17 protein-coding genes and 1 pseudogene are annotated in these 21307 nt (G+C 56.2%); 11 read left to right on the top strand and 7 right to left on the bottom strand.

Features of this window, described 5'->3' with window-relative positions:
- Window positions 1–1233, bottom strand: a 1233-nt coding sequence (locus G5137_RS04400) for a hypothetical protein (RefSeq protein WP_421254994.1), incomplete at its 3' end; no start/stop codon positions are given.
- Window positions 1234–1538: 305 nt separating this feature from the next.
- On the opposite strand from G5137_RS04400, the gene G5137_RS04395 reads away from it, so the two are divergent.
- From G5137_RS04395 to G5137_RS04385, 3 genes are all read left to right on the top strand, one after another.
- Window positions 1539–2777, top strand: a complete 1239-nt coding sequence (locus G5137_RS04395; RefSeq protein WP_005347636.1) for a uracil-xanthine permease family protein — start codon at window positions 1539–1541, stop codon at window positions 2775–2777.
- A gap of 550 nt (window positions 2778–3327) precedes the next feature.
- A complete protein-coding gene (locus G5137_RS04390) occupies window positions 3328–4059 on the top strand; it encodes a substrate-binding periplasmic protein (RefSeq protein WP_227342193.1) in 732 nt (243 codons plus the stop codon).
- Window positions 4060–4099: 40 nt separating this feature from the next.
- The gene (locus G5137_RS04385) at window positions 4100–5626 is read left to right on the top strand and encodes a methyl-accepting chemotaxis protein (protein WP_421254993.1); all 1527 of its coding nucleotides are present in this window, start codon (window positions 4100–4102) and stop codon (window positions 5624–5626) included.
- A 154-nt stretch (window positions 5627–5780) separates the two neighbouring features.
- On the opposite strand, the gene G5137_RS04380 is transcribed toward G5137_RS04385, so the two are convergent.
- Window positions 5781–6203, bottom strand: a complete 423-nt coding sequence (locus tag G5137_RS04380) for a GNAT family N-acetyltransferase (protein ID WP_266134392.1) — start codon at window positions 6201–6203, stop codon at window positions 5781–5783.
- 155 nt (window positions 6204–6358) lie between these two features.
- Between G5137_RS04380 and G5137_RS04375 the strand changes: the two genes are divergently transcribed.
- Complete coding sequence (locus G5137_RS04375) at window positions 6359–6859, top strand: SRPBCC family protein (RefSeq protein WP_005347626.1); 501 nt, start codon at window positions 6359–6361, stop codon at window positions 6857–6859.
- Between the two features lie 205 nt (window positions 6860–7064).
- Here G5137_RS04375 and glk read toward each other — a convergent pair.
- Window positions 7065–8036, bottom strand: a pseudogene (gene glk / locus G5137_RS04370) (glucokinase); the annotation flags it as partial.
- Window positions 8037–8380: 344 nt separating this feature from the next.
- Here glk and G5137_RS04365 point away from each other — a divergent pair.
- The 4 genes from G5137_RS04365 to G5137_RS04350 all read left to right on the top strand — a co-directional run bounded on the left by G5137_RS04365 (window position 8381) and on the right by G5137_RS04350 (window position 14430).
- On the top strand, window positions 8381–9238 hold the full coding sequence (locus tag G5137_RS04365) for a MurR/RpiR family transcriptional regulator (RefSeq protein ID WP_005347620.1): 858 nt from the start codon (window positions 8381–8383) through the stop codon (window positions 9236–9238).
- A gap of 174 nt (window positions 9239–9412) precedes the next feature.
- Window positions 9413–10852, top strand: a complete 1440-nt coding sequence (gene pyk, locus G5137_RS04360; RefSeq protein WP_216953140.1) for a pyruvate kinase — start codon at window positions 9413–9415, stop codon at window positions 10850–10852.
- Between the two features lie 213 nt (window positions 10853–11065).
- Window positions 11066–11842 carry a beta cell expansion factor BefA gene (gene befA, locus G5137_RS04355; protein WP_323912847.1) on the top strand — a complete coding sequence of 259 codons (777 nt, stop codon included), beginning with the start codon at window positions 11066–11068 and terminating at the stop codon, window positions 11840–11842.
- 224 nt (window positions 11843–12066) lie between these two features.
- Entirely contained in the window at window positions 12067–14430 is a 2364-nt protein-coding gene (locus G5137_RS04350; protein ID WP_421254992.1) for a YgiQ family radical SAM protein, read from the top strand.
- Window positions 14431–14558: 128 nt separating this feature from the next.
- Here G5137_RS04350 and G5137_RS04345 read toward each other — a convergent pair whose 3' ends face one another.
- From G5137_RS04345 to G5137_RS04335, 3 genes are all read right to left on the bottom strand, one after another.
- Window positions 14559–15368 carry a GIY-YIG nuclease family protein gene (locus G5137_RS04345; RefSeq protein ID WP_421254991.1) on the bottom strand — a complete coding sequence of 270 codons (810 nt, stop codon included), beginning with the start codon at window positions 15366–15368 and terminating at the stop codon, window positions 14559–14561.
- Between the two features lie 322 nt (window positions 15369–15690).
- Window positions 15691–16167, bottom strand: a complete 477-nt coding sequence (locus tag G5137_RS04340; RefSeq protein WP_236301740.1) for a hypothetical protein — start codon at window positions 16165–16167, stop codon at window positions 15691–15693.
- Window positions 16168–16544: 377 nt separating this feature from the next.
- The gene (locus G5137_RS04335; RefSeq protein WP_421254990.1) at window positions 16545–18044 is read right to left on the bottom strand and encodes a histidine-type phosphatase; all 1500 of its coding nucleotides are present in this window, start codon (window positions 18042–18044) and stop codon (window positions 16545–16547) included.
- 345 nt (window positions 18045–18389) lie between these two features.
- On the opposite strand from G5137_RS04335, the gene G5137_RS04330 reads away from it, so the two are divergent.
- The 3 genes from G5137_RS04330 to G5137_RS04320 all read left to right on the top strand — a co-directional run bounded on the left by G5137_RS04330 (window position 18390) and on the right by G5137_RS04320 (window position 20822).
- Window positions 18390–19340 (top strand): transposase, encoded by a 951-nt coding sequence (locus G5137_RS04330; protein WP_421244320.1) that lies wholly within the window; start codon window positions 18390–18392, stop codon window positions 19338–19340.
- 187 nt (window positions 19341–19527) lie between these two features.
- Window positions 19528–19779: a hypothetical protein gene (locus G5137_RS04325; RefSeq protein ID WP_227342210.1), complete on the top strand. Its 252-nt coding sequence runs from the start codon at window positions 19528–19530 to the stop codon at window positions 19777–19779.
- Between the two features lie 128 nt (window positions 19780–19907).
- Window positions 19908–20822 carry a Gfo/Idh/MocA family protein gene (locus tag G5137_RS04320; protein WP_421254989.1) on the top strand — a complete coding sequence of 305 codons (915 nt, stop codon included), beginning with the start codon at window positions 19908–19910 and terminating at the stop codon, window positions 20820–20822.
- A 113-nt stretch (window positions 20823–20935) separates the two neighbouring features.
- Here the strand turns inward: G5137_RS04320 and G5137_RS04315 are convergent, their stop codons facing one another.
- On the bottom strand, window positions 20936–21286 hold the full coding sequence (locus tag G5137_RS04315; RefSeq protein WP_019446869.1) for a TusE/DsrC/DsvC family sulfur relay protein: 351 nt from the start codon (window positions 21284–21286) through the stop codon (window positions 20936–20938).
- Between the last annotated feature and the right edge of the window lie 21 nt (window positions 21287–21307).

Here is a 21307-nt window from a genome sequence, read left to right as displayed (position 1 = left end):
ACCGTTGTCATCGACCGTGCCATCACCTCTTAGTTTGTTGCCGTTGGCATCGACAGCATCCACACCGTTGTCATCGACCGTGCCATCACCTCTTAGTTTGTTGCCGTTGGCATCGACAGCATCCACACCGTTGTCATCGATGGTTCCATCCCCCCTGAGCTTGTTGCCGTTGGCATCGACGGCATCTACGCCGTTGTCATCGATGGTGCCATCGCCTCTGAGCTTGTTGCCGTTGGCATCGACGGCATCCACACCGTTGTCATCAACGCCATTGCCAAACCCGCGGCCACCCCCATGGCGTTCTCCCCCTGCATGTTTTTCTCCACCAGCATGCCGTTCACCTCCACCATGCTGCTCTCCGCCGGCATGCTCGCCTTGGCCGCCACTGTCATCGCTGCCCCCATCGCTGCCACCGCCGCTGTCGCTGCCTCCGCCGTTGTTGCTGCCTCCGCCGTTGTTGCTGCCTCCGCCGCTGTTGCTGCCTCCGCCGCTGTTGCTGCCACCGCCGCTGTTGCTGCCTCCGCCGCTGTTGCTGCCTCCGCCGCTGTTGCTGCCTCCGCCGCTGTTGCCACCACCACTGCTGCTGCCCCCACCACTGCTGCCCCCACTGCCACCATCGCCATCTTTGTTGTGAACGATCAGCTCATTGGCGATGTAGCTATGGCTGCCATCGAGCAGCAGATTGAAGAGTGCGGTAGTGGGAGGCGCCTCGATCCAGCAGAGTGACTCAACCAGCAGTAATTCCGGCTGGGATTGCAGGGCCAGGTTGCCCGTCACCATGACAGGTGCCGGGCGACACATTATCTGCATGCCTGTAAATAGCGGCAGCACTGCCAGTTGCGGGTTTTCGGTTCGTGTCATGGCCGGTGAGATGGCTGCCCAGCCCCGCGTGGTCAGCAGAGGGTGTTCTGCGGTAAAGAACGGGGGCAGATCATTGATCCCGTAGAGTCTGCGTTTGCCCAGTATGACCCGTTCGACCGCCAGGATCCGGTTACTGCCGCCGTGTTGATCCAGCACTCGTTCACCGACCCTGAGCGTCTCTATGGGGCGGGTGGAGCCATCGGCCATCGTGATGCGAGTGCCGGCGATAAAGCAGGACTTGGCATAGGCCTGATTCATTTGCCACTCATTGTGGGCGAAATCATAACTGAACGGGTTCGCAAACAGGGCGAGTGCGATGGCCGAGCCAATAAGCAATCTGCGCTGGCTGGCCTTGAATGAGGGCTGTGACATGGGGACTCCTTGTCCATCTTGATTCACAGGATCCAGTATAGAGCGCCCCCAAGCGGCGGCATTTTTGACTATGAACACAATAAACATGATGGAAAAACGATTGGCGTTCGTCACAATAATGCGTAAAATCGCATACTCGATGCTTGTAGCAACGAATCCCGCCTAAAAAGCCAGTTTCATGCCCTTCCCAAGCAGTAAAAGGTAACAGGTGACGCATTTGTGTTCATTTTGTGCCTTGAAAAAGTCTTGTGATGACTGAAAAGTGATAAATATCCCCATCAGTTATCAAAAAATTAAGGACATCCATGTTTTCCTTAGTCAAGCAAAGTGTCGCCGGGCTGCAAATCCTGTTTGTCGCCTTCGGTGCCATGGTTCTGGTGCCCCTGCTCACCGGACTGAACCCCTCCATGGCCCTGCTTGGCGCCGGTGTGGGCACCCTGTTGTTCCAGCTCTGCACCCGCCGCCAGGTCCCGATTTTCCTCGGTTCCAGCTTTGCCTTTATCGCTCCCATCATCTACGCCACCCAGACTTGGGGATTGCCATCCACCATGTTTGGCCTGTTTGCCGCCGGTTTCATGTATTTCATTCTGGCTGCGCTGATCCGGGCAAAAGGGATGGGTTTTGTGCACAAATTGCTGCCCCCGGTGGTGATTGGCCCGGTGATCATGGTGATCGGTCTTTCTGTGGCGCAGGTTGCCTGCAACATGGCGATGGGCCGCGCCGGTGGTGAGCAGGTGGTTCCTGCGGGGACTGCGCTGACGCTGGCCGGTATCTCGCTGGCGGTCACCCTGATTGCAGCTGTGTTCTGCAAGGGGTGGATCAAGCTGATCCCCATCCTGTGCGGTGTGATTGCCGGTTATGTCTCGGCGGTGTTCATGGGCCAGGTGAGTTTCGATGGCATGGTGAACGCCCCCTGGCTGGCGCTGCCCCACTTCGAAACCCCGGAGATCAACTGGGCTGCTGCGTTGTTCATGTTGCCGGTAGCCATCGCCCCCTGTATCGAGCATATCGGTGGCGTGTTGGCGATTGGTGGCGTGACTGGCAAGGATTACACCAAGGATCCGGGTTTGCATCGTACGCTGGCCGGTGACGGTATCGGAGTCTGCTTCGCCGGTTTCATCGGTGGCCCACCCGTGACCACCTACGCCGAAGTGACCGGTGCCGTGATGATCACTCGCAACTTCAATCCGGTCACCATGACCTGGGCTGCGGTGTTTGCCATCATTCTGGCCTTCTTCGGCAAGTTCAATGCGTTGCTCACCTCCATCCCGATGCCGGTGATGGGCGGTATCATGCTGCTGCTGTTCGGATCCATCGCTGCCATCGGTCTCAAGACGCTGGTGGAATCCAAGGTGGATCTGGGACTGTCGCGCAATATCGCCATCGTCGCCGTGACTCTTACTGTCGGTGTCGGTGCGCTGGAGATGAAGATTGGCGACTTCGCGCTGGCCGGTGTTGGCCTGGCCTCCGTTGCCGCCATCCTGCTCAACCTGATCCTGCCTGCGCACTCCGAAGAAGGTGTGATGGACGCCGCCAAGGATTGAGTATCGCCAGACGTTCATCGTTAACTTGTAGAAGGCCACCTCGCGGTGGTCTTCTCTGTTTCGGTTCTCTCGCGCCACTTTTCGGCTCTGCGGAGCTCATCTGGAATCTAATTTGGAAGTAGATGAGGGGGTTAGCACTCTCATTTGACGTATCTCTTTTCGTGACCTTAGCTAAAGGACAGGTTTGGCTCTGAGGTCTCCTCGAGCAGTATGGGAAAATGGATGTTGGCGTTTTCTATCATTTCTCTCCCAGACCCTGGTCATTAAACGATGCGCTTCTGCTTCGCCACAGCGCTGTTGTATGGCAGAGGTTTATCCGCCCCCTCCACACTCCCCTCATGCTGCCCTGGCATGTTTCCACCTCGATTTGTCGTGAGCCTCCCCCGCCGATTGCGTTTCGTTGCGCACTGGCAAAATCCGGATCTGTTTGCTGCTGCACATGGGTGGGCGGCGAGCCGTGAAAGCCGGCATGACCCCAGCGGGTCAGATGTGCACCGCCATCGGTAACGGCGGATGTTCAGGGATGAATGGCAAGCAAAGCGAGGTTGCAATGAACTATCAACTGCTGTGGAAAAGTGCAATTTTTTCAGTCTCTTCCATGATGGCGATAAGCGCAGTTCAGGCTGCGCCACTGAACGTGATGACCGAGGATTACCCTCCGTTCAACATGCAGGGGGAGGGGGGCAAGATTGTCGGGCTATCGACCGAGGTGGTCGAAGAGCTGCTCAAGCGTGCCGGCGTCGAATACAAGCTGACCCTGATGCCCTGGAAGCGGGCGTATGAAGATACCCTCAGCACTCCCAACACCGCACTCTACTCCACGACTCGTACCCCGGAGCGTGAGGCGCTGTTCAAATGGGTGGGGCCGCTGGTCAATAACAACTGGGTGTTCTTCTCCAGCTCGACGGCCAATATCACAGTCTCTTCACTGGAAGAGGCCAAGCAGTATTCGGTGGGGGGCTACAACGGTGATGCGGCAGCCGAGTATCTTAAGGCACAGGGATTTGCCAAGTTGCAGCTGGCAGCCAATGACACCGCCAACGTGAAAAAACTGGAGGCCGGTCGTATCGATCTCTGGGCAACCGGCCAGTATCTGGCGCCCTATCTGGCCAGCAAGGAGAAGGTGGCCTCACCCAAGCCGGTCTTCGTGTTCAAGGAAACCCAGATGAGTTTGGCGTTTAACAAGGATACGCCCGATGAACTCATCAACAAGCTCAACGAGGTTCTGGCAGCCATGAAAGCCGACGGCACCATCGAGAAAATCAACGCCAAGTACCAGTAAGTTGTACTGTTCCTGCTGCCGTTAATACCGGGAGGAAGTCATGGATTGGAAAAGTCTGAAGTTCAGGATTGCCGTACTGACTTCCCTCTCGGTGAGTCTGCTACTGGTACTGTTTGGTGGTTATAACTACAGCTCGGTGAGGGAAGAGAGCTACAGCAAACAGGCTCAGCTGGTCGAGCAGGCGATCAAGCGACTGCAGCTCTCCTTGCCTGGCCCTTTGTGGAATTATGAGTCGGCCTTTATCGAGGCATCGCTCAAATCCGAGCTGGCGGCCGATATGCTCAGCACACTGCTGGTGGTCAACAAGGAGAAGCTGGTGGCCGGGTTTGCCCGCGATGCAGCGGGCACTATTTCCCCTGTAACGGCCATACCCGCCGATACGGTGGCCTATGGGGGGTATGATCTGGTCTACGACGACAGCGGCCAGAAAAATACCGTGGCCAGATTGCTGGTCGAAACCAGTGATGCGGCCATTCAGGCCAACTTGCGCCAGCAGTTGATCACCACTGTCTGGCAGATCCTGGTACTTGATATCTGTATCATTGCCTTGTTGATGGTACTCATTCATCGCAATGTGCTGAGACCACTTCATCAGATGAATCTGGCGGTGTTCGATTTGGCCAGGGGAGAGGGGGATCTGACCCGGCGTCTCAAGATCCTCCGTCAGGATGAGATGGGCGCGCTGGCCACCAACATCAATCACTTTATTGCCAAGCTTCAGGAGATGGTGGCCGAAATCAACGAGCTCTCTGCTGGCGTGCTGCAGACCGCGGAACGTTGTGACACCCTTGCGGCGGATACTCGGGGCGCCAGTGATGCCCAGCAACTGGAGCTGGATCAGGTCGCGACTGCCATTACCGAGATGAGCCAGGCGGTGCAGGAGGTGGCAGGTAATGCAGTGAAGACTGCTACGGCGACCGATGAGGCCAACCTTTATGTCGAACAGGGCTACAATCTGGCCGGTCATGCCAATCAGGCGATTCACCAGCTGGTGGGAGAGGTGGAACGGGTGGCGGGGCTGATGCGCTCCCTCTCTACCGAGAGCAGCAGCATCGGCAATATTATCGAAGTGATCAATGGTATTGCCGAGCAGACCAATCTGCTGGCGCTCAATGCCGCCATCGAGGCGGCGAGGGCTGGGGATCAGGGGCGCGGTTTTGCGGTGGTGGCCGATGAAGTGCGAACCCTCTCGGGGCGCACTCGTCAGTCGACCGAAGAGATCAGTGCCAGCATCAAACGGCTGCAACAGGCGACCCAGAATGTCGGTGCCGGGATGCAGTTGAGCCAGGAGCAGGCCTCTCGTGCGGGCGCCGAAGCCGCCGATGTACAGGTATCGGTGGAGAAAATTAAAAACCAGGTCAGTCTGATCCGCGAGATGAACATGTATATTGCCCAAGCCTCGGAAGAGCAACACTCGGTAGCAGAGGCGGTGAGCCATAGCGTGAACCGGATTGCCACCCTCAATAGCGAGAGCGCGGCCAGGGTGGTGCAAGTGGCTGAAGCCAGCAGCGATTTGCGCCAGCTCTCCGGTCAGCTCGATACCCTGCTCAAGCTGTTTCGGGTCTAGAGAGCACATACGCCCTGCGTGGGATCCTCGGTGCGAGCGGTGGTCGCGATCACGCGCGCAACGGGGGTCGTGGTGTTCTCATATTCTGCCATGCAATCCCGGATCGATATTTTCCCTTTACGGGCCCATGCATGACAGTCTGGAGAGCTGTTGTCTACTCACGACAAAGCTTGCACCAGGGACCGGTGAGCTCGCAGTACCCGGTCTCGTCGCCATGCTGCCAGCCAAGCCGATGATAGAAGGCCACGGCCGCCGTATTGCGGGTTGCCACCTTGAGTGATGCCGTGCGGGGATTATTTGCCAGACCATGTTCGAGCAGCGCTCGCCCAATCCCCTGACCATGCCAGTCGCTCGCAACGTACAAATGATGCACAAAGTGATCGGGTTGCCATACGGCGATAAATCCGCAGAGCGTCCCCCCTCGCTCAGCCACCCATATCTCTTCTCCCCGGGTCTGCTCGATAAAGTCATCCAGGTGAAACAGGGAGGGGTCTACCCAGTGAAAGGTTTGTCTGCGGCCTTGTAAAAACAGCTTGGCCAGCGGGGTGATATCACGTTCTTCCATGCGCCTGATCATCATGCTCTCCCAAGGGCGGTCACTGTTCCCTGTTGCACGCGGGCAAGGTTATCTGGGGCAAATGACAAGGGTGTGATTAAGGGCTGTCCAATACATTTGTCATGGGGCTATACTGCCGAAGTCCCCTGTATGGATGGCGTGAGGATTGTTGATTTATGGACAATAAACAGATTGAAGGCAACATTTTTGTTCCGGCTCATATCGATGACGTGTGGCACGCCTGGACGACAGAGAGTGGTCTGCGCAGTTTTCTGGCTCCCGAGTGTTTGATGGTAGCCGAACCGAATGGCCCCTTCGAAATCTACTTCAGGCCGGATGCTCCACTGGGTGAACGGGGCAGTGAAGGGTGCAGGGTCATGGCCGTCATGCCCTATGATTTGCTCAGCTTTAGCTGGAATTTTCCGCCCAGTCTGCCCCATATTCGTCAGCAGAAGACTCAGGTTTGTCTGCGCTTTGTGCCGGAAGGGCAGGGCACTCGCCTCTACTTCCTGCAAACCGGTTGGGCCAATGATCCTGACTGGAATCAGGGGTATGCCTACTTTAGGGAAGAGTGGCTGGAGACCAGCCTGCCACGGCTGCAGTACCGCTTTACCCACGGCCCCATCGACTGGAACAACCCGCCCGACAAGACACAGTTGAAGGCGCTGGCCCAGTAGTGTCCGATCTCAGAGATAAAAAAAACCGGCCAGAAGGCCGGTTGAAACAGTTCAGGCTTGTCAGGTGACAAACGTATCCAGCGGATGAGAGTCGCTTTCCACTCCTTGTGAAGTGCGGCCCTCTTGGTTACGTGCTGCTACTATATGCCATCCACACTGAATCGATGCTGAACCACGGATGTTCCAGCTTCACTCCACCTTCCAATCAGATGGTAATCCCCATCGACTGGCGCAGGTAAGCGCCAGCACCGAGCAGGCCAGGCCCTTCATGGGTGATCAGGAATACCGGAATATCCTTGAGGTAGGATTTGAAACGGCCCTTGTCTTCAAAGGCAACCCGGAAACCGGAACTGGTGAAGAACTCCTGGAAGCGCGGCACTATCCCACCTGCGATATAGACGCCGCCAAAGGTGCCCATATTGAGCGCCAGGTTGCCGGCAAAGCGGCCCATCAGCACGCAGAACAGGCTCAGGGTGCGGCGGCAATCCAGACACTCGCCCGCCAGCGCACGTTCGGTAATGTCTTTAGGGGCGAACGGCTCCGGCTCACGACCATCGGATTTCACCAGCCCGCGATAGAGATTGACCAGGCCCGGGCCGGATAAGAAACGCTCGGCCGAGACATGGCCCAGTTCGCCACGCATCACCTGCAGCACCGCATCTTCCTCTTCGGTGTTGGCGGCAAAATCCACATGACCCCCTTCGCCCGGCAGGCTCAACCACTGATCGCCCGCCTTGACCAGATGCGCAACCCCAAGGCCGGTGCCCGCTCCATAGATGGCGATGGGTTTGCCAGCCACCGGTGCGGCGCCGCCCAGCTGGATGCGATCCGATTCGGCCAATACCGGTACCGCCATCGAGACCGCGGTAAAGTCGTTGATTACTTGCAGGCGTGCCAGCCCGAGATTGTTCTGCATCTCGCTGATGGAGAACTCCCAGCTGTGGTTGGTCATGGCGACCCAGTCACCATTTATGGGGCAGGCGATGGCGATGCAGGCTTCAGCCACCTCGACCTTGTGTTCCTCCAGATAGAGGCGAACCACGGCTTCAAGGCTGGGATGGGCCAGACCTGAGTAGGTCTTTGCCTGAGAGATAGTACCGGTGGCCAGCTCACACAGGGCCAGACGCGCATTGGTACCGCCGACATCGCCGACCAGCGCATGGGTATGCTGCATAACAACTCCTTCGTTACAGGATGGGGACGACTGTGGTGTCCCGACATTATTGTTGGATTATGACGGCCCATTCTATCCGAGCTCAGGCTCACTCACCCGCCGGATCGATACAAACGTGCGCCTGCTCACAGTGTTGTTGCTTTGCAACATTTGTAAGCGGTTTCACAGCGAGGTGACGTTTTGTAACGAAAAGTACGAAATAATTAGAGATGAGTCATACTTTGTACGGCAGGCGTTAGTTGCGATAACCGCTTGTCTTGTATAGTCATCAGCTTGATTGGAAACCTGCTTAGCCGTAGATTTAGTGCAAAGACACTGAAGCTAAATTACAAAAACGTCTGGTGGTGATGATGAATACCCTTGATAAAATTACGAACAACCTGGAAAGTTTCAGTAAATCAGAACGCAAGGTTGCCGAGGTGATCCTGGCGTCTCCCCAGACCGCCATCCACTCCAGCATCGCCGCCCTGGCCAAAATGGCCGACGTCAGTGAACCGACCGTCAACCGTTTTTGCCGTCGCCTCGATACCAAAGGCTTCCCCGATTTCAAACTCCATCTGGCCCAGAGCCTGGCCAATGGCACTCCTTACGTCAATCGTCATGTGGAAGCAGAAGACGGCCCCGATACCTACACGGCCAAAATCTTCGAATCCACCATGGCTTGTCTGGATGCCGCCAAGAACAGCCTGGATATCTCGGCCATCAACCGCTGTGTCGATATCCTGACCCAGTCCAAGAAGATCAGCTTCTTTGGTCTTGGCGCCTCCTCAGCCGTTGCCCGCGATGCCCAGAACAAGTTCTTCCGCTTCAATATCCCGGTGGTGAGCTTTGACGATATCGTCATGATGCGCATGAGCTGCATCAACAGCAGCGAAGGGGATGTGGTGGTGCTGATCTCCCATACCGGCCGCACCAAGGCGCTGGTCGAGATCGCCGCGCTGGCGCGCGAGAACGACGCCACCGTCATCGGCATGACCGCCAAGGATTCCCCACTGGCGCGCGAGTGCAACCTGGTGCTCTCCATGGATGTGCCGGAAGATACCGATGTCTACATGCCGATGGCTTCCCGCATCGCGCAGCTGGCGCTGGTGGATGTGCTGGCAACCGGATTTACCCTGCGCCGGGGGATGAAATTTCGTGAAAACCTGAAGAAGGTAAAAGAGGGATTGCGCGAATCCCGCTTTGAAACACCACACTCTTCCTGAATCGTCGGGGGCTTTGGCCCCCGACTGTCTATGCCACCCTCCTTGGTGTAGTCTTGATGTGGTATTGTAACTTAATAACAAAAACCACCCGGATGGTTTGCAAGCGGGTGCATCGAGCCATCGGTTTGATGGGGCAGAATCTCAAGTTATCTCAACTTCATATTGGAGTCTTTCATGCCTAGACGTACAAAGATTGTAACCACACTTGGTCCGGCCACCGACCGCGAAGGGATCCTCGAAGGGATTATCCGCGCTGGTGCCGACATGGTGCGGATGAACTTCTCTCACGGCACTCCTGAAGATCATATCCAGCGCGCCAATCAGGTGCGTGACATTGCTGCCAAGCTCGGCCGCCACGTTGCCATCATGGGTGACCTGCAAGGCCCGAAAATCCGTGTATCCACCTTCAAGGATGGCAAGATCTATCTCGCCATCGGTGACAAGTTCGTGCTGGATGCAGCCCTGGGCAAGGGTGAAGGCTGTCAGGAGCAGGTTGGTATCGACTACAAGAGCCTGCCAAACGATGTAGTGCCGGGCGATATCCTGTTGCTGGATGATGGCCGTGTGCAGCTGAAAGTAGAGAGCGTCGAAGGCACACGTATTCTGACCACTGTCACCGTGGCTGGCCCGCTCTCCAATAACAAGGGCATCAACAAGAAAGGGGGCGGTCTCTCCGCGCCAGCCCTGACCGAGAAAGACAAGGAAGATATCAAGACAGCCGCGCTGATGAACGTGGATTATCTGGCCGTCTCCTTCCCGCGCTGCGGTGATGATCTGCGTTACGCCCGCGAACTGGCTCGCGAAGCTGGCTCCAATGCCAAGATCGTGGCCAAGGTCGAGCGCGCTGAGACCGTCGCCACTGACGAAGCGATGGAAGATATCATCCTCGGCTCTGATGCCGTTATGGTTGCCCGTGGCGATCTGGGCGTCGAGATCGGTGACCCCGAGCTGGTTGGTGTACAGAAGAAGCTGATCCGTCACTCCCGTCGTCTCAACCGTGTGGTGATCACCGCTACCCAGATGATGGAATCGATGATCAATGCGCCGCTGCCGACTCGTGCCGAAGTGATGGACGTCGCCAACGCCGTGCTGGATGGTACCGATGCGGTGATGCTCTCTGCCGAAACCGCTGCCGGTCAGTTCCCCATCGAAACGGTCACCTCCATGGCGAGCGTCTGTGTCGGTGCCGAAAAGCACCCGAGCCTGAACGTCTCCAACCACCGCATGAGCTACACCTTCACCTCGGTTGAAGAGGCGGTCGCCATGTCCACCATGTACGCAGCCAACCACCTGGAAGGGGTCAAGGCGATCGTGGCGCTGACCGAATCGGGCACTACTCCGCTGCTGATGTCCCGTATCAGCTCCGGTCTGCCGATCTTCGCCATGTCCCCCCACAACAAGACCCTGGCCTGGGCCAACCTCTACCGTGGTGTGACCCCGGTGCTGTTCGACGGTGACGAGACCAAACCGGTCTACGAAGTGTGCCGCGACGCGCTGGCCGTGCTCAAGGAGAAGGGGCTGCTGCAAAGCGGCGATATGGTACTGCTGACCCACGGTGACAAGATGGAAACCGTCGGCAGTACCAACACCTGCAAGGTGATGATGGTCGAATAAGCCCGTCCGGTTTCACAGTGTTCAACAAGGCTGCTCCTCTCTGATGAGCAGCCTTTTTATTAACGGCTGTCGCGCTTTGGCGGGATAAACAGGACTCAATGATTGCTTAACCCGATTCCCCTTCCGATAATGCGGGAGTGATTTTCACCGGGTAGCCTGTTGTAGGGGATCGCACCGGGTAACCCAGACACTCGACAATACGGGAGTGAAAAAATGAACAAACGTAACTGGTTGCTGGCCCTGTCACTGACGTTGGTGGTGTCACCCAGCCATGCCGACTGGGAGAAACTGAAGGCTGCCGCCGCCGATCTCGGCACCGCCGTGAGTGAGACTAGCAAGGAGGTATGGCAGGATGTCAGCGACTTCTCCAAAAAGAGCTGGGCCTCCATCTCTGCCTGGGGTGAAGAGGCGTTCAATACCGCCGGGGTCTGGACCGACAAGAGCATCGCCACTGGCAAGGAGTGGCTGAAGGTAGCCGACAAGAAGCTCGACGAAATGCTGGAGCCCAAAACCCCGCAGGAGGCGCGGGTGGCGCTCAACACCATGGCCGACACGGCACTGGTGCGGCTGTTCAATGAACAGCCTTCAGCCAAGTTGCTGTTTGACAAGGCGTATGGCTACGCAGTATTCGATTCGCGCAAGTTCTCCCTGATGCTGCATACCAATCAGGGCGCCGGGGTGGCCATCAATCGCAAGAGTGGCAAACACACCTATATGAAGATGTTTGGCGCGGGGCTGGCGGCCGGTATCGGTGGCAAGTTCTATCAGCAGGTGATCCTGTTTGAAGACAAAGCCAGATTCGATGCCTTCGTGACCCAGGGTTGGGAGGCCACCTCAGAAGTGGGCGTGGTAGCTGGCAAGGAGAGCGCCGAGCTGACCGCCAAATACAACGGCGGCATGGCCATCTACCAGATCGGCGAGAAGGGATTGCTGTTCGATGCCAACATCTCCGGCTCCAAATACTGGATCGACAAGGATCTGAGTCAGTAACCATTCAGGCGGTGAGCCCCCCGCATTGGCCCGGCTCACCGTGCGGCAGTTGCAGTCAAAGATCGCCCGCACTCATCCTGCGGGCGTGCTTGTTTGTGGTGGCGTGATGCGGGTGTTGGATGGCAAAGCGCCTTTTCCCGCGCGAATGCTGGGGACAAAAAGCCATCGCCCCCCTTGGCTGCAACCGGTATAATGCGCGACCCGAATTTTTCCAGGTGTTCAAAATGCAGCCGGTACCCAACCTTTTCTCCTATCCCCGCTATTGGGCCGAGTGCTACGGCACGGCGCCCTTCCTGCCCATGTCCCGCAAAGAGATGGACAAGCTCGGTTGGGACAGCTGCGACGTCATTCTGGTGACGGGGGATGCCTACGTGGATCACCCGAGCTTCGGCATGGCGGTCATCGGCCGCATGCTCGAAGCGCAGGGCTTTCGGGTCGGCATCATCGCCCAGCCGGACTGGTCATCGAAGGATGACTTTATGCGTCTGGGCAAACCGAACCTCTTCTTCGGGGTGACCGCGGGCAACATGGACTCCATGATCAACCGCTACACCTCCGACAAGAAGCTGCGCCACGACGACGCCTACACTCCGGGGGATGTGGGGGGCAAGCGGCCGGATCGCGCCACTCTGGTCTATACCCAGCGCTGCAAGGAGGCCTTCAAGGAGGTGCCCGTCGTTATCGGCGGCATCGAGGCATCCCTGCGCCGCATCGCCCACTACGACTACTGGTCCGAGACCATCCGCCGCTCCATCCTGCTCGATGCCAAGGCCGATATCCTGATTTACGGCAACGCCGAGCGGCCGCTGGTGGAGGTGGCTCACCGCATCGCGGCGGGGGAGACCATCGACACCATGCAGGATATTCGCGGCACCGCCGTCATCCGCAAGGAGCCGCTGCCGGGCTGGAAAGGGGTGGATTCGAGCAAGCTCGACCAGATTGGCCGCATCGATCCCATCATGAACCCCTATATGGAAGGGGCCCCATGCTCGGATGACGCCACCGACGCGGCACCTGCCGCGCAGGAAGCCCAGCCTGTGCTGGTGCAGCCGCCCAAGCCCAAGCCGTGGGAAAAAACCTATGTGAAGCTGCCGGCGTTCGAGCGGGTGAAAGAGGACAAGGTGCTCTACGCCCACGCCTCGCGCATTCTGCACCACGAGACCAACCCCGGCTGTGCCCGCGCCCTGTCACAGGCTCACGGCGATCGCATCGTCTGGGTCAACCCGCCCGCCTTCCCGCTGGAAACCGAGGAGATGGACGGCGTCTTCGGCCTGCCCTACCAGCGGGTGCCGCACCCGGCCTATGGCAATGAGAAGATCCCCGCCTTCGAGATGATCAAGACCTCGGTCAACATCATGCGCGGCTGCTTTGGCGGCTGTTCCTTCTGCTCCATCACCGAGCACGAAGGGCGCATCATCCAGAGCCGCTCGGAAGAGTCGATCCTCAAGGAAATCGAAGATATCCGCGACAAGGTGCCGGGCTTTACCGGCGTCATCTCGGATCTCGGCGGCCCCACCGCCAACATGTACAAGCTGCGTTGCAAGAGCCCCAAGGCCGAGCAGACCTGCCGTCGCGCCTCCTGTGTCTGGCCCACCATCTGCCCGCACATGGACACCGACCACAGCCCGACCATCAACCTCTATCGCAAGGCGCGCGACCTCAAGGGGATCAAGAAGATCCTCATCGCCTCCGGCGTGCGTTACGACATTGCGGTCGAAGATCCCCGCTATATCAAGGAGCTGGCCAAGTACCACGTCGGCGGCTACCTCAAGATCGCGCCGGAACACACCGAGGAGGGGCCGCTCTCCAAGATGATGAAGCCGGGCATGGGCAGCTACTACCAGTTCAAGGAGCTGTTCGACAAATACTCGAAAGAGGCGGGCAAGCAGCAGTACCTGATCCCCTACTTCATCTCCGCCCACCCGGGCACCACCGATGAAGACATGATCAATCTGGCGCTCTGGGTCAAAGAGAACCGCTTCAAGCTCGATCAGGTGCAGAACTTCTACCCGTCGCCGCTCGCCAACGCCACCACCATGTATTACACGGAGAAAAACCCGTTAAACAAGGTGAGCCGCACCGGTGGCGATGTCTTTGTTGCCAAGGGCGAGCGTCGTCGCCGCCTGCACAAGGCGCTGCTGCGCTACCACGACCCCGCAGGCTGGCCGATGATCCGCGAAGCCCTGCTCGCCATGGGCAAGGGCCACCTGATTGGCAACGGCCCCGGTTGTCTGGTGCCGCCAGAAGGACGTAACGAGCGCGCCGCCAGCGGCAAGGGGCTGAAACCGGCCCTGACTCGCCACAGTAACATTGCCCATCAGCGCGGCAATGGCGCGGGCAGCAAGCCGACAGGCGGCAAGCCGGTGGGTTCCCAGTTGCAAAAAGGCGCGGCTAATGGCAAACCGGCCGCACAGGGCGAAGGCAAGAGTGCGGGCCAGAATGCGGGTAAAAGCAAACCTGCCGGAAAACCCGCCCATAAGGGCAAGGCGCCGACCCGCGCTGGCTCTGCCAAGCCGGGCGTCAAACCCGCAGCTCAAGGCGGCAAGCCTGCGGCCAAAGGCAATGGTGCCAAGCGACCGGCGCGGTAAGTTTTCCTGACTGGAAAGCGATATAAATTATAAAGGCGACCGGGTGGTCGCCTTTGTCTATTTCGGGATTTGATTTTTATATTATAGATTAGTGCCAGAGGCCAAATGCATATGTTTTTCTTAGGTGTTTAGTTTTTATTGTAACCAAAAGTATTGGTTTGCAGTGCTCTTTTCCAGTATTGCTCTCTATTTCTAATTGTTTCGTCGTCTGTTCTCATTGATCGAAATTCTAGTATTGAAAACTGGAAGTTTTTACGTGCATGCTCGACACCATGGGTATTAATAAGTTTTGTTAATTCCTCATTCCCTCCATGACCTGTACTGATATAAGAAGTCCACCTTGACCAAATACCTGTGTCGCCATAAGCTGAACCCACGTACATTTTTCCATTACTTTTATCTACTATCAAATAAACACCTTTTACCTTCTCAAGAGCAGCTTTCCAGTCTGATTTATTTTGCTTGAATATAGGTTCAAGTTGCGAAAATCCATGCTCAATATTTTCGTATCCACAGAATGCTTCCCCTTCAAATTTCTTATCGAACAATTGTGATACTGTTAATTCATGGAAATGATTTTCTAGATAAAATGCTCTGCCTCTTACACCTGGACCTGGATAATGAATAAGGAGACGGCCAATGTATTCTTTATGAAGGTCACACAGTTGAACTTTATATGATTCAGAGTCGCGATGAGTTACTTCAAAAATCCCACCAAAGAGCCATTTATCTGACTGATGATAATATCTAATCAAACTGAATATGAATTTTCTACTAAAGTCATTTCGACTACCTCGCCAACTATTCCACCCCTTCCATTCATCTGGATCTCGAACATAAACATCCAATGGTTGCTCTTCACCATTCCAAACTGCAAAATGAATTTTGTACTCAGTTAGGTTATCAATGGGAAGTATTTTACTGGCAGGAATATCCATTAGCGCTCCGGAAAATAAATATATTTATAATGCGCATATGCACTTAATATTTACAGCTGCAGATTTAAGTGTCGTATATTTCTCTTGTGTACTGAATTTTATTGAGGAAGACAATCGGTTGAGCTTATTTTACTAGGGGTGGCTTAAGGTTAACCAATTTCTAGCTACTGAATTTAAATTATATTTTCCAATTTAGTGATAGCAATAATTATATCATTGCATTATGTAATCTTGTTAGTGTTGAAAATTTCGACATCAACATATAAGCTATGTATTACTCTCGACAAAACAATGGAAATTATTGCTTTTAGATGAGCCTGAATTATATGGCATTTCTTTCTATTGTAATTTCCTTCTGTTTTTCGTTATAAATTTTGGTGAACCCTTTTGCGGAAAATAAAGCTTTAAAGCTTTTATCATACGTCATCACTTCAACATTACTTTTCCTCATAAACTCCCTAATTATATGATTAGTTCCTTCCATAGATATAGGATAAAAAGTTCTCCAGTCATTATTGCATGCTTGAGCAAACTTCACTAACGTACCATTTATATATAGAGGGTCATGGGAACTAGAAACTCCATTTTTATCTTTACAACCATCTATATCTACATATTGAATGTAAATATTTAACATGCCATCACGAGACTTTTCCAAAGTAGCGATAAGACCATCATTTATGGAGTCTCGAATTATATACATACCATTTTTTGCTAGATACCACTCATTTTGCTCATCAATAATGCTTGCTTGAGAAAAGAAAGACAAAAGAAGTGTTGATAGTATTATTTTATTCATTATTCACCTTTTGATTAGAGTTTGAAAAATAAGGTAAATTTGGGACATCTACATTTTTAATGTGAAGCGTAACGCCACCAAATCCCACGCTACCGCCCGTGGATTACAGCTTCCAATATGCTCCCCTGATCCGCGCTGGCAGCAACCCATCGCAGCTCAACGGGTTCTGGATGGCTATGGTAAGCCAAACGAAACTGCCGAGGCGAGCCTTTAAGTGATATAACCATCAGAAATTAATCATTTTTTGCGCTTGATCAGCAAATGGAGCCGGAAGGCGGCTTTATAGCCATATTCATCTCTGGCAAGCATGGAAGGGGAGTGAATAGGGGCGACCTGCTGGTCGCCCCTTGTTATTGCCATATCCGGCGCGTGAAGGGTTAGCCGTTATAGCCGTAGCAGCGTTTGAGCTCCTCGAAATCGTAGTAGTGGCTGCCGCTCTGGTAGGGCTGGCAGCCCGTCTTAAAGGCGATCTCCTTTTCGTTGTAGAGCATCTTGACCAGCACCTGCCGCTGCCCGTTCTGGTAGATATCCCACTGAATATTGGCGGTATAGGGGGAGACCCAGCCGCCGCGCCACTCGTTGTTCTGCTGGCTGAACAGCTGATCCGGGCTGGCCCCCTGACGGCTCCCTTCCAGCTTCATCAGGGCGGCGAGGGGGATGATGGCTTCGGCGTGGGCAAAGCGCAGGGTGGCCCGTCGGCTCTGCTCACCCTCCACTACCTGACGTTGCACCTCGCCAAACAGGCCGTCGAGCAGCGGCTGGGCAATGGCGTAGGGGGCGCTCTGGTTGGCAAAGCTCGGCCCCTTCTCGTAGAAATCTTCCGCATCGGAGAGGTAGGAGAACCAGGCAGACTCTTCCGGGGTGAGGAACTGCTCCAGCGCCCAGGGTTCGCTGCCCTGTGCCTGCGCTTCGCGGATCATGCCGGGGCCGATGATAAAGAGGTTGTAGAGCATCAGCGCGGCATCCACCTCGTCGTGCACATAGGTCATGCCGCCATCTTCCGGGTTGACGGCGACAAACTCGACGCCGCCCGCCAGATAGTCGACAAAGCCCTTGCTGTAGATACGCTCCAGCATGCTGCGGGCCATCTCTTTGGTCTTGCTCAGGTTTTTAAGCTGATCCAGCGCTCTGGCCAGCTCGGGGGCCGCGGCGATTCCGGCATCTTCGTCGCCGATAAAGCGCTGGTAGCTCTCATAGGCGGGCAGGTAGCGGGCGTAATCCCCCTCGGGGGTGGTCTTGTGGAAGTAGAGCTCGAACTTGTTGACCAGCTTTTTGTCGATCTTCGAGGGGTCATCCTGCGTGAGGTAGCACTGCGCCGAGTCGCTGACATAGCTCACGTTGCGCTTGAGGCTCTCCATAAAGTAGAAGGCGCTTTCGTTGGCCCTGTCCTTGCCCGAGGTGACCACCTTGATGCAGTGGGGCTCGCTGCTGTTGAGCAGGGTCGGCAGCCGCGCCGCCAGCCGGGTAGCGAGATTGGCGTGCTCCTCCTTGCCCAGCGCCGAGAGCAGGCCGTAGCCCAGCTTCTGGTTGGCGGCCGTCACCAGCTCGACCTTGCCTCCCAGCCCCTGCCCGAGAGTGGTGAGCGCCCCCTGACGCTGCGCCTCTTCCCAGACCAGCTTGGTCAGCACGTCATATTTCGGGCTGGAGAGGGAGCGCGAGCCGTGGCGCGCCACCATCTCGGTAAAGACCGGGCTGAACCCCTGAGGTGCTGGCTCGTAGCTCTCCGCCTGCTGCTGCGGGCTGTAGACCGCTTTGGTGCTGTATTGATAGGCCGTTTTGCCCTGGCTGTCGGCAGACGATTCGTTCTCTGACTGGCAGCCACCAAGCAAGACCAGCGAGACGGCCAAAGCCACATAAGAAGAGCGCGGGAAAGTCATGATGTTCCTTATCTATCCATATGAAAAATAAGTGAAAAACTCTATGGCTTGAAAATGACCGCTGGATGTCAGCCAGATGACAGGCTGATGACTTCTGATAAAGCAGTAAGCAAAGGGAGAGAATCTCTTTTTCGGAACCCCCACCTTGTTGATGCAAAAAGCCCCGAGAGCTGGCGCTTTCGGGGAAGAGGAAAAACATCGACAAGGCATTACAAAGGCATTCGGTTCACACCTGAACCGTATCAGGCATCGACATAGAGCACTTCATTTTTTCGGGACACCCACCTTTTTGACAGTGGCGTAGGGCTGTTCTTGACTTAAGAGGTCACCGTTGAGGGATGTGCCATGACCATTGCCCGTTCACGTCAAATCAGCTTGCAGGATACGCCTTACTACCATGTGGTCAGCCGCTGTGTGCGGCGAGCCTTTCTGTGTGGTGACGATGCCCATTCTGGCCAGAGTTATGAGCATCGGCGTCAGTGGGTGGTCGACAAGTTGGGGCAACTATCGCGGCTGTTTGCAATTGGCATTTGTGCTTATGCGGTGATGAGCAATCATTATCATCTGGTGCTCAAGGTGGAGCCCGATACCGCAGCCAACTGGAGTGAGCGGGAGGTGGCTGAGCGCTGGGCGGCGCTATTCCAGTGGCCGCATTTGGTCAGGCGCTGGTATCAGGGGGAGATGTTGATCGAGCCTGAGCTGGCTGTCGTGCAGCAATTGCTGGCCCAATGGCGGGAGCGGCTTCACTCCATAAGTTGGTTTATTCGGCTACTCAATGAAAATCTGGCCCGTCAGGCCAATCAGGAAGATGGTTGCAAGGGCCATTTCTGGGAGGGGCGCTTCAAGAGTCAGGCTTTGCTCACCGAATCCGCCTTGTTGGCCTGTATGGCGTATGTTGACCTCAATCCGATACGAGCTGCGTTGACCGATCGGCCAGAGCAGAGTGAATACACCAGTATCAAACAGCGCCTTGACGCGCCTGCTACTACTGAGGTTTTGCCACCACTTTTGCTGCCGTTTGCCCGCCAGGGTAAGCCTGAAGAGCTGCCTTATACCTTCAGCGACTACCTGATGCTGGTTGATTGGACAGGTCGTGCTATTCGGCCCGACAAGCGGGGTCATATTCCGGCCCAATTTGGACCCATTCTGGAACGATTGGGACTCGATGCTGTTCGCTGGTTGAAGCAGGTGACGCTGTTCAGGCGACAAGGGATCAGAGTGGTGGGAGACAGATATCAATGTCAGCAGTTTGCCCGCCACTGTGGCCAGCGACGATGCCATCAACCAAGGCTGTGATAGCTTTGCATCCACCCTGCTGATAGCTCCGGGTATTGCACATAGTCCAATAAATGGCTGTGCAGGGGCTGTTGCTTTCTAAACCTGACAATCTCTCCCACCAGCCTACTTTTGCAGGCATCAGCTCGGATACACACCCCTTATTGGGCCTGCAAGTAGCCTGATAGTGGCTTGCTCAAAAAGGTGGGTGTCCCAATTTGATTCGGCGACGCTCCCCTGTTACACCTCGCTGCAAGCCTTTATGTCGGTCAATGACGTGGCGGCCTGCATTCCGTCGGCCATCGCCACCCTCGGCGATTTTCGCATGCTGGAGCTGGCCGGGGCGCCGCAGCAGTTCGAGGTGGTGGTTGGCAGACACCGTAAAAGTCAGGGCAACCTCGCCATCGAGTGGCTGGCCGAGGTGATCAAGTCGGTCTGCGATCTTGCCATGCCCAAATAACGTCGCCGTTTGCACAGGGCTGCGTACGCCAGCCAGTTTGCTAACGGCAGGCTGGATCTGCGGGACAAATCCTGCGATGGTGCGGGCAGTTATCCGCTTGTCCCGTTATCGAGTGAAAAGGAGTTGAGATGCGCATTGCCATGATTGGTCTGGGGGATATCGCCCAAAAAGCCTATCTGCCGCTGCTGGCGAGTGACGAGCGGGTCACCCCGCTGCTCTGTACCCGCAATCCGGCGGTGCTGGAGAAGCTGGCCCGCCAGTATCGGGTCGCCGAGTGCTTTACCGATGTGGCGGCCATGCTGGCCAGTCGCCCCGACGCCGTGATGATCCACGCCGCTACCGCCGTTCACCGCGAGCTGGTCGAGCAGTGCCTGCGGGCAGGGATCCCTACCTTTGTCGATAAGCCCCTGTGCGACAATCTGGCCGAGGCCGAGGGACTGGCCAACCTCGCCATTGCGCAAGATTGCGCCCTCTTTACCGGCTTTAACCGCCGCTATCTGCCCGCCATGGATGCTGCCCGTGCCCAGCCGCTCACCGAGCTTAACTGGCAAAAACACCGCTTCGCTCTGCCGGGCAAGGCGCGGGATTTCCTGTTCGACGACTTTATCCATGTGCTCGACAGCCTCTGCTTCTATGGCGGCGTGCCGGGCGGCGACTTTCATGCGGTATTGCGACCTGATACGAAGGACAATAGCTTGCTGGCTGGGGTAAGCGTCAGCTGGCAGAGCGGCGATCGTGCCATCAGCGGCAGCATGAACCGCAGCGCCGGGATCACCGAGGAGCGCATCGATGCCTACGGCGACAACCTCTCCCTGCACCTTGAGAACTGCACTCGCGGCATCATCGCCCGCGATAAGCAGGCCGAGATGCTTAGCCCCAACGACTGGCAGCCGGTGCTGGCCCAGCGCGGCTTTGCCGCCATGCTGGAGCACTGGTATCAGCAGATTGAAATCGGCAAGGCCGACAGCGAGCTGATCGCCTCCTACCTGCACGGTCATCGGCTGGCGGAGCAGCTGGTGGCGCTGGCTGACAAGCGGGAATAAGGCTGGCTGGAAGCCTGAGAGATATGAAGACGAGGTGTGCCAAGGTAGCGCACCAAACACAACGGGGGGCCGCAGTTGCGGCCCCCCGTTGTTATGGGATGAGATGCATGGGATCAGATGCACTTCACCGGCTTGGGCAGGCCGCCAATCTTGGTTGCCTGCTTGGCGGGCCCTTCCGGGAACAGCTTGTAGAGGTAGCGGCTGTTGCCCTTCTCGGGGCCGTACTGCTTCTCCATCGCCTTGACCAGCGCGCGGATGGCGGGGGAGGTGTTGAACTCCAGATAGAAGGCGCGCACAAAGCGCACCACTTCCCAGTGTGGCTCCTCAAGCGTGATCCCCTCCTGCGCTGCCAGCACCAGCGCCAGCTCCTCGCTCCAGTCGTTGCTGTTGAGCAGGTAGCCCTTGGCATCGGTCTCGATGAGTTGGCCGTTGAATTCCAGCTGATGTTTTTCGGACGCAGACATGAGGGCTCCTCGCTAATGGGG

It is taken from the genome of Aeromonas sp. 600282 (assembly GCF_049175755.1).
GTDB lineage: Bacteria > Pseudomonadota > Gammaproteobacteria > Enterobacterales > Aeromonadaceae > Aeromonas > Aeromonas veronii_A.
Note: the sequence above shows the minus strand (reverse complement) of the source record. Positions and strands in the feature narration are given on the sequence as shown.

Coding starts and splice junctions, on each gene's coding strand:
- G5137_RS04395 (WP_005347636.1), top strand. CDS start 1,539: ATGTTTTCCTTAGTCAAGCAAAGTGTCGCCGGGCTGCAAATCCTGTTT.
- G5137_RS04390 (WP_227342193.1), top strand. CDS start 3,328: ATGAACTATCAACTGCTGTGGAAAAGTGCAATTTTTTCAGTCTCTTCC.
- G5137_RS04385 (WP_421254993.1), top strand. CDS start 4,100: ATGGATTGGAAAAGTCTGAAGTTCAGGATTGCCGTACTGACTTCCCTC.
- G5137_RS04380 (WP_266134392.1), bottom strand. CDS start 6,203: ATGATCAGGCGCATGGAAGAACGTGATATCACCCCGCTGGCCAAGCTG.
- G5137_RS04375 (WP_005347626.1), top strand. CDS start 6,359: ATGGACAATAAACAGATTGAAGGCAACATTTTTGTTCCGGCTCATATC.
- G5137_RS04365 (WP_005347620.1), top strand. CDS start 8,381: ATGATGAATACCCTTGATAAAATTACGAACAACCTGGAAAGTTTCAGT.
- pyk (WP_216953140.1), top strand. CDS start 9,413: ATGCCTAGACGTACAAAGATTGTAACCACACTTGGTCCGGCCACCGAC.
- befA (WP_323912847.1), top strand. CDS start 11,066: ATGAACAAACGTAACTGGTTGCTGGCCCTGTCACTGACGTTGGTGGTG.
- G5137_RS04350 (WP_421254992.1), top strand. CDS start 12,067: ATGCAGCCGGTACCCAACCTTTTCTCCTATCCCCGCTATTGGGCCGAG.
- G5137_RS04345 (WP_421254991.1), bottom strand. CDS start 15,368: ATGGATATTCCTGCCAGTAAAATACTTCCCATTGATAACCTAACTGAG.
- G5137_RS04340 (WP_236301740.1), bottom strand. CDS start 16,167: ATGAATAAAATAATACTATCAACACTTCTTTTGTCTTTCTTTTCTCAA.
- G5137_RS04335 (WP_421254990.1), bottom strand. CDS start 18,044: ATGACTTTCCCGCGCTCTTCTTATGTGGCTTTGGCCGTCTCGCTGGTC.
- G5137_RS04330 (WP_421244320.1), top strand. CDS start 18,390: ATGACCATTGCCCGTTCACGTCAAATCAGCTTGCAGGATACGCCTTAC.
- G5137_RS04320 (WP_421254989.1), top strand. CDS start 19,908: ATGCGCATTGCCATGATTGGTCTGGGGGATATCGCCCAAAAAGCCTAT.
- G5137_RS04315 (WP_019446869.1), bottom strand. CDS start 21,286: ATGTCTGCGTCCGAAAAACATCAGCTGGAATTCAACGGCCAACTCATC.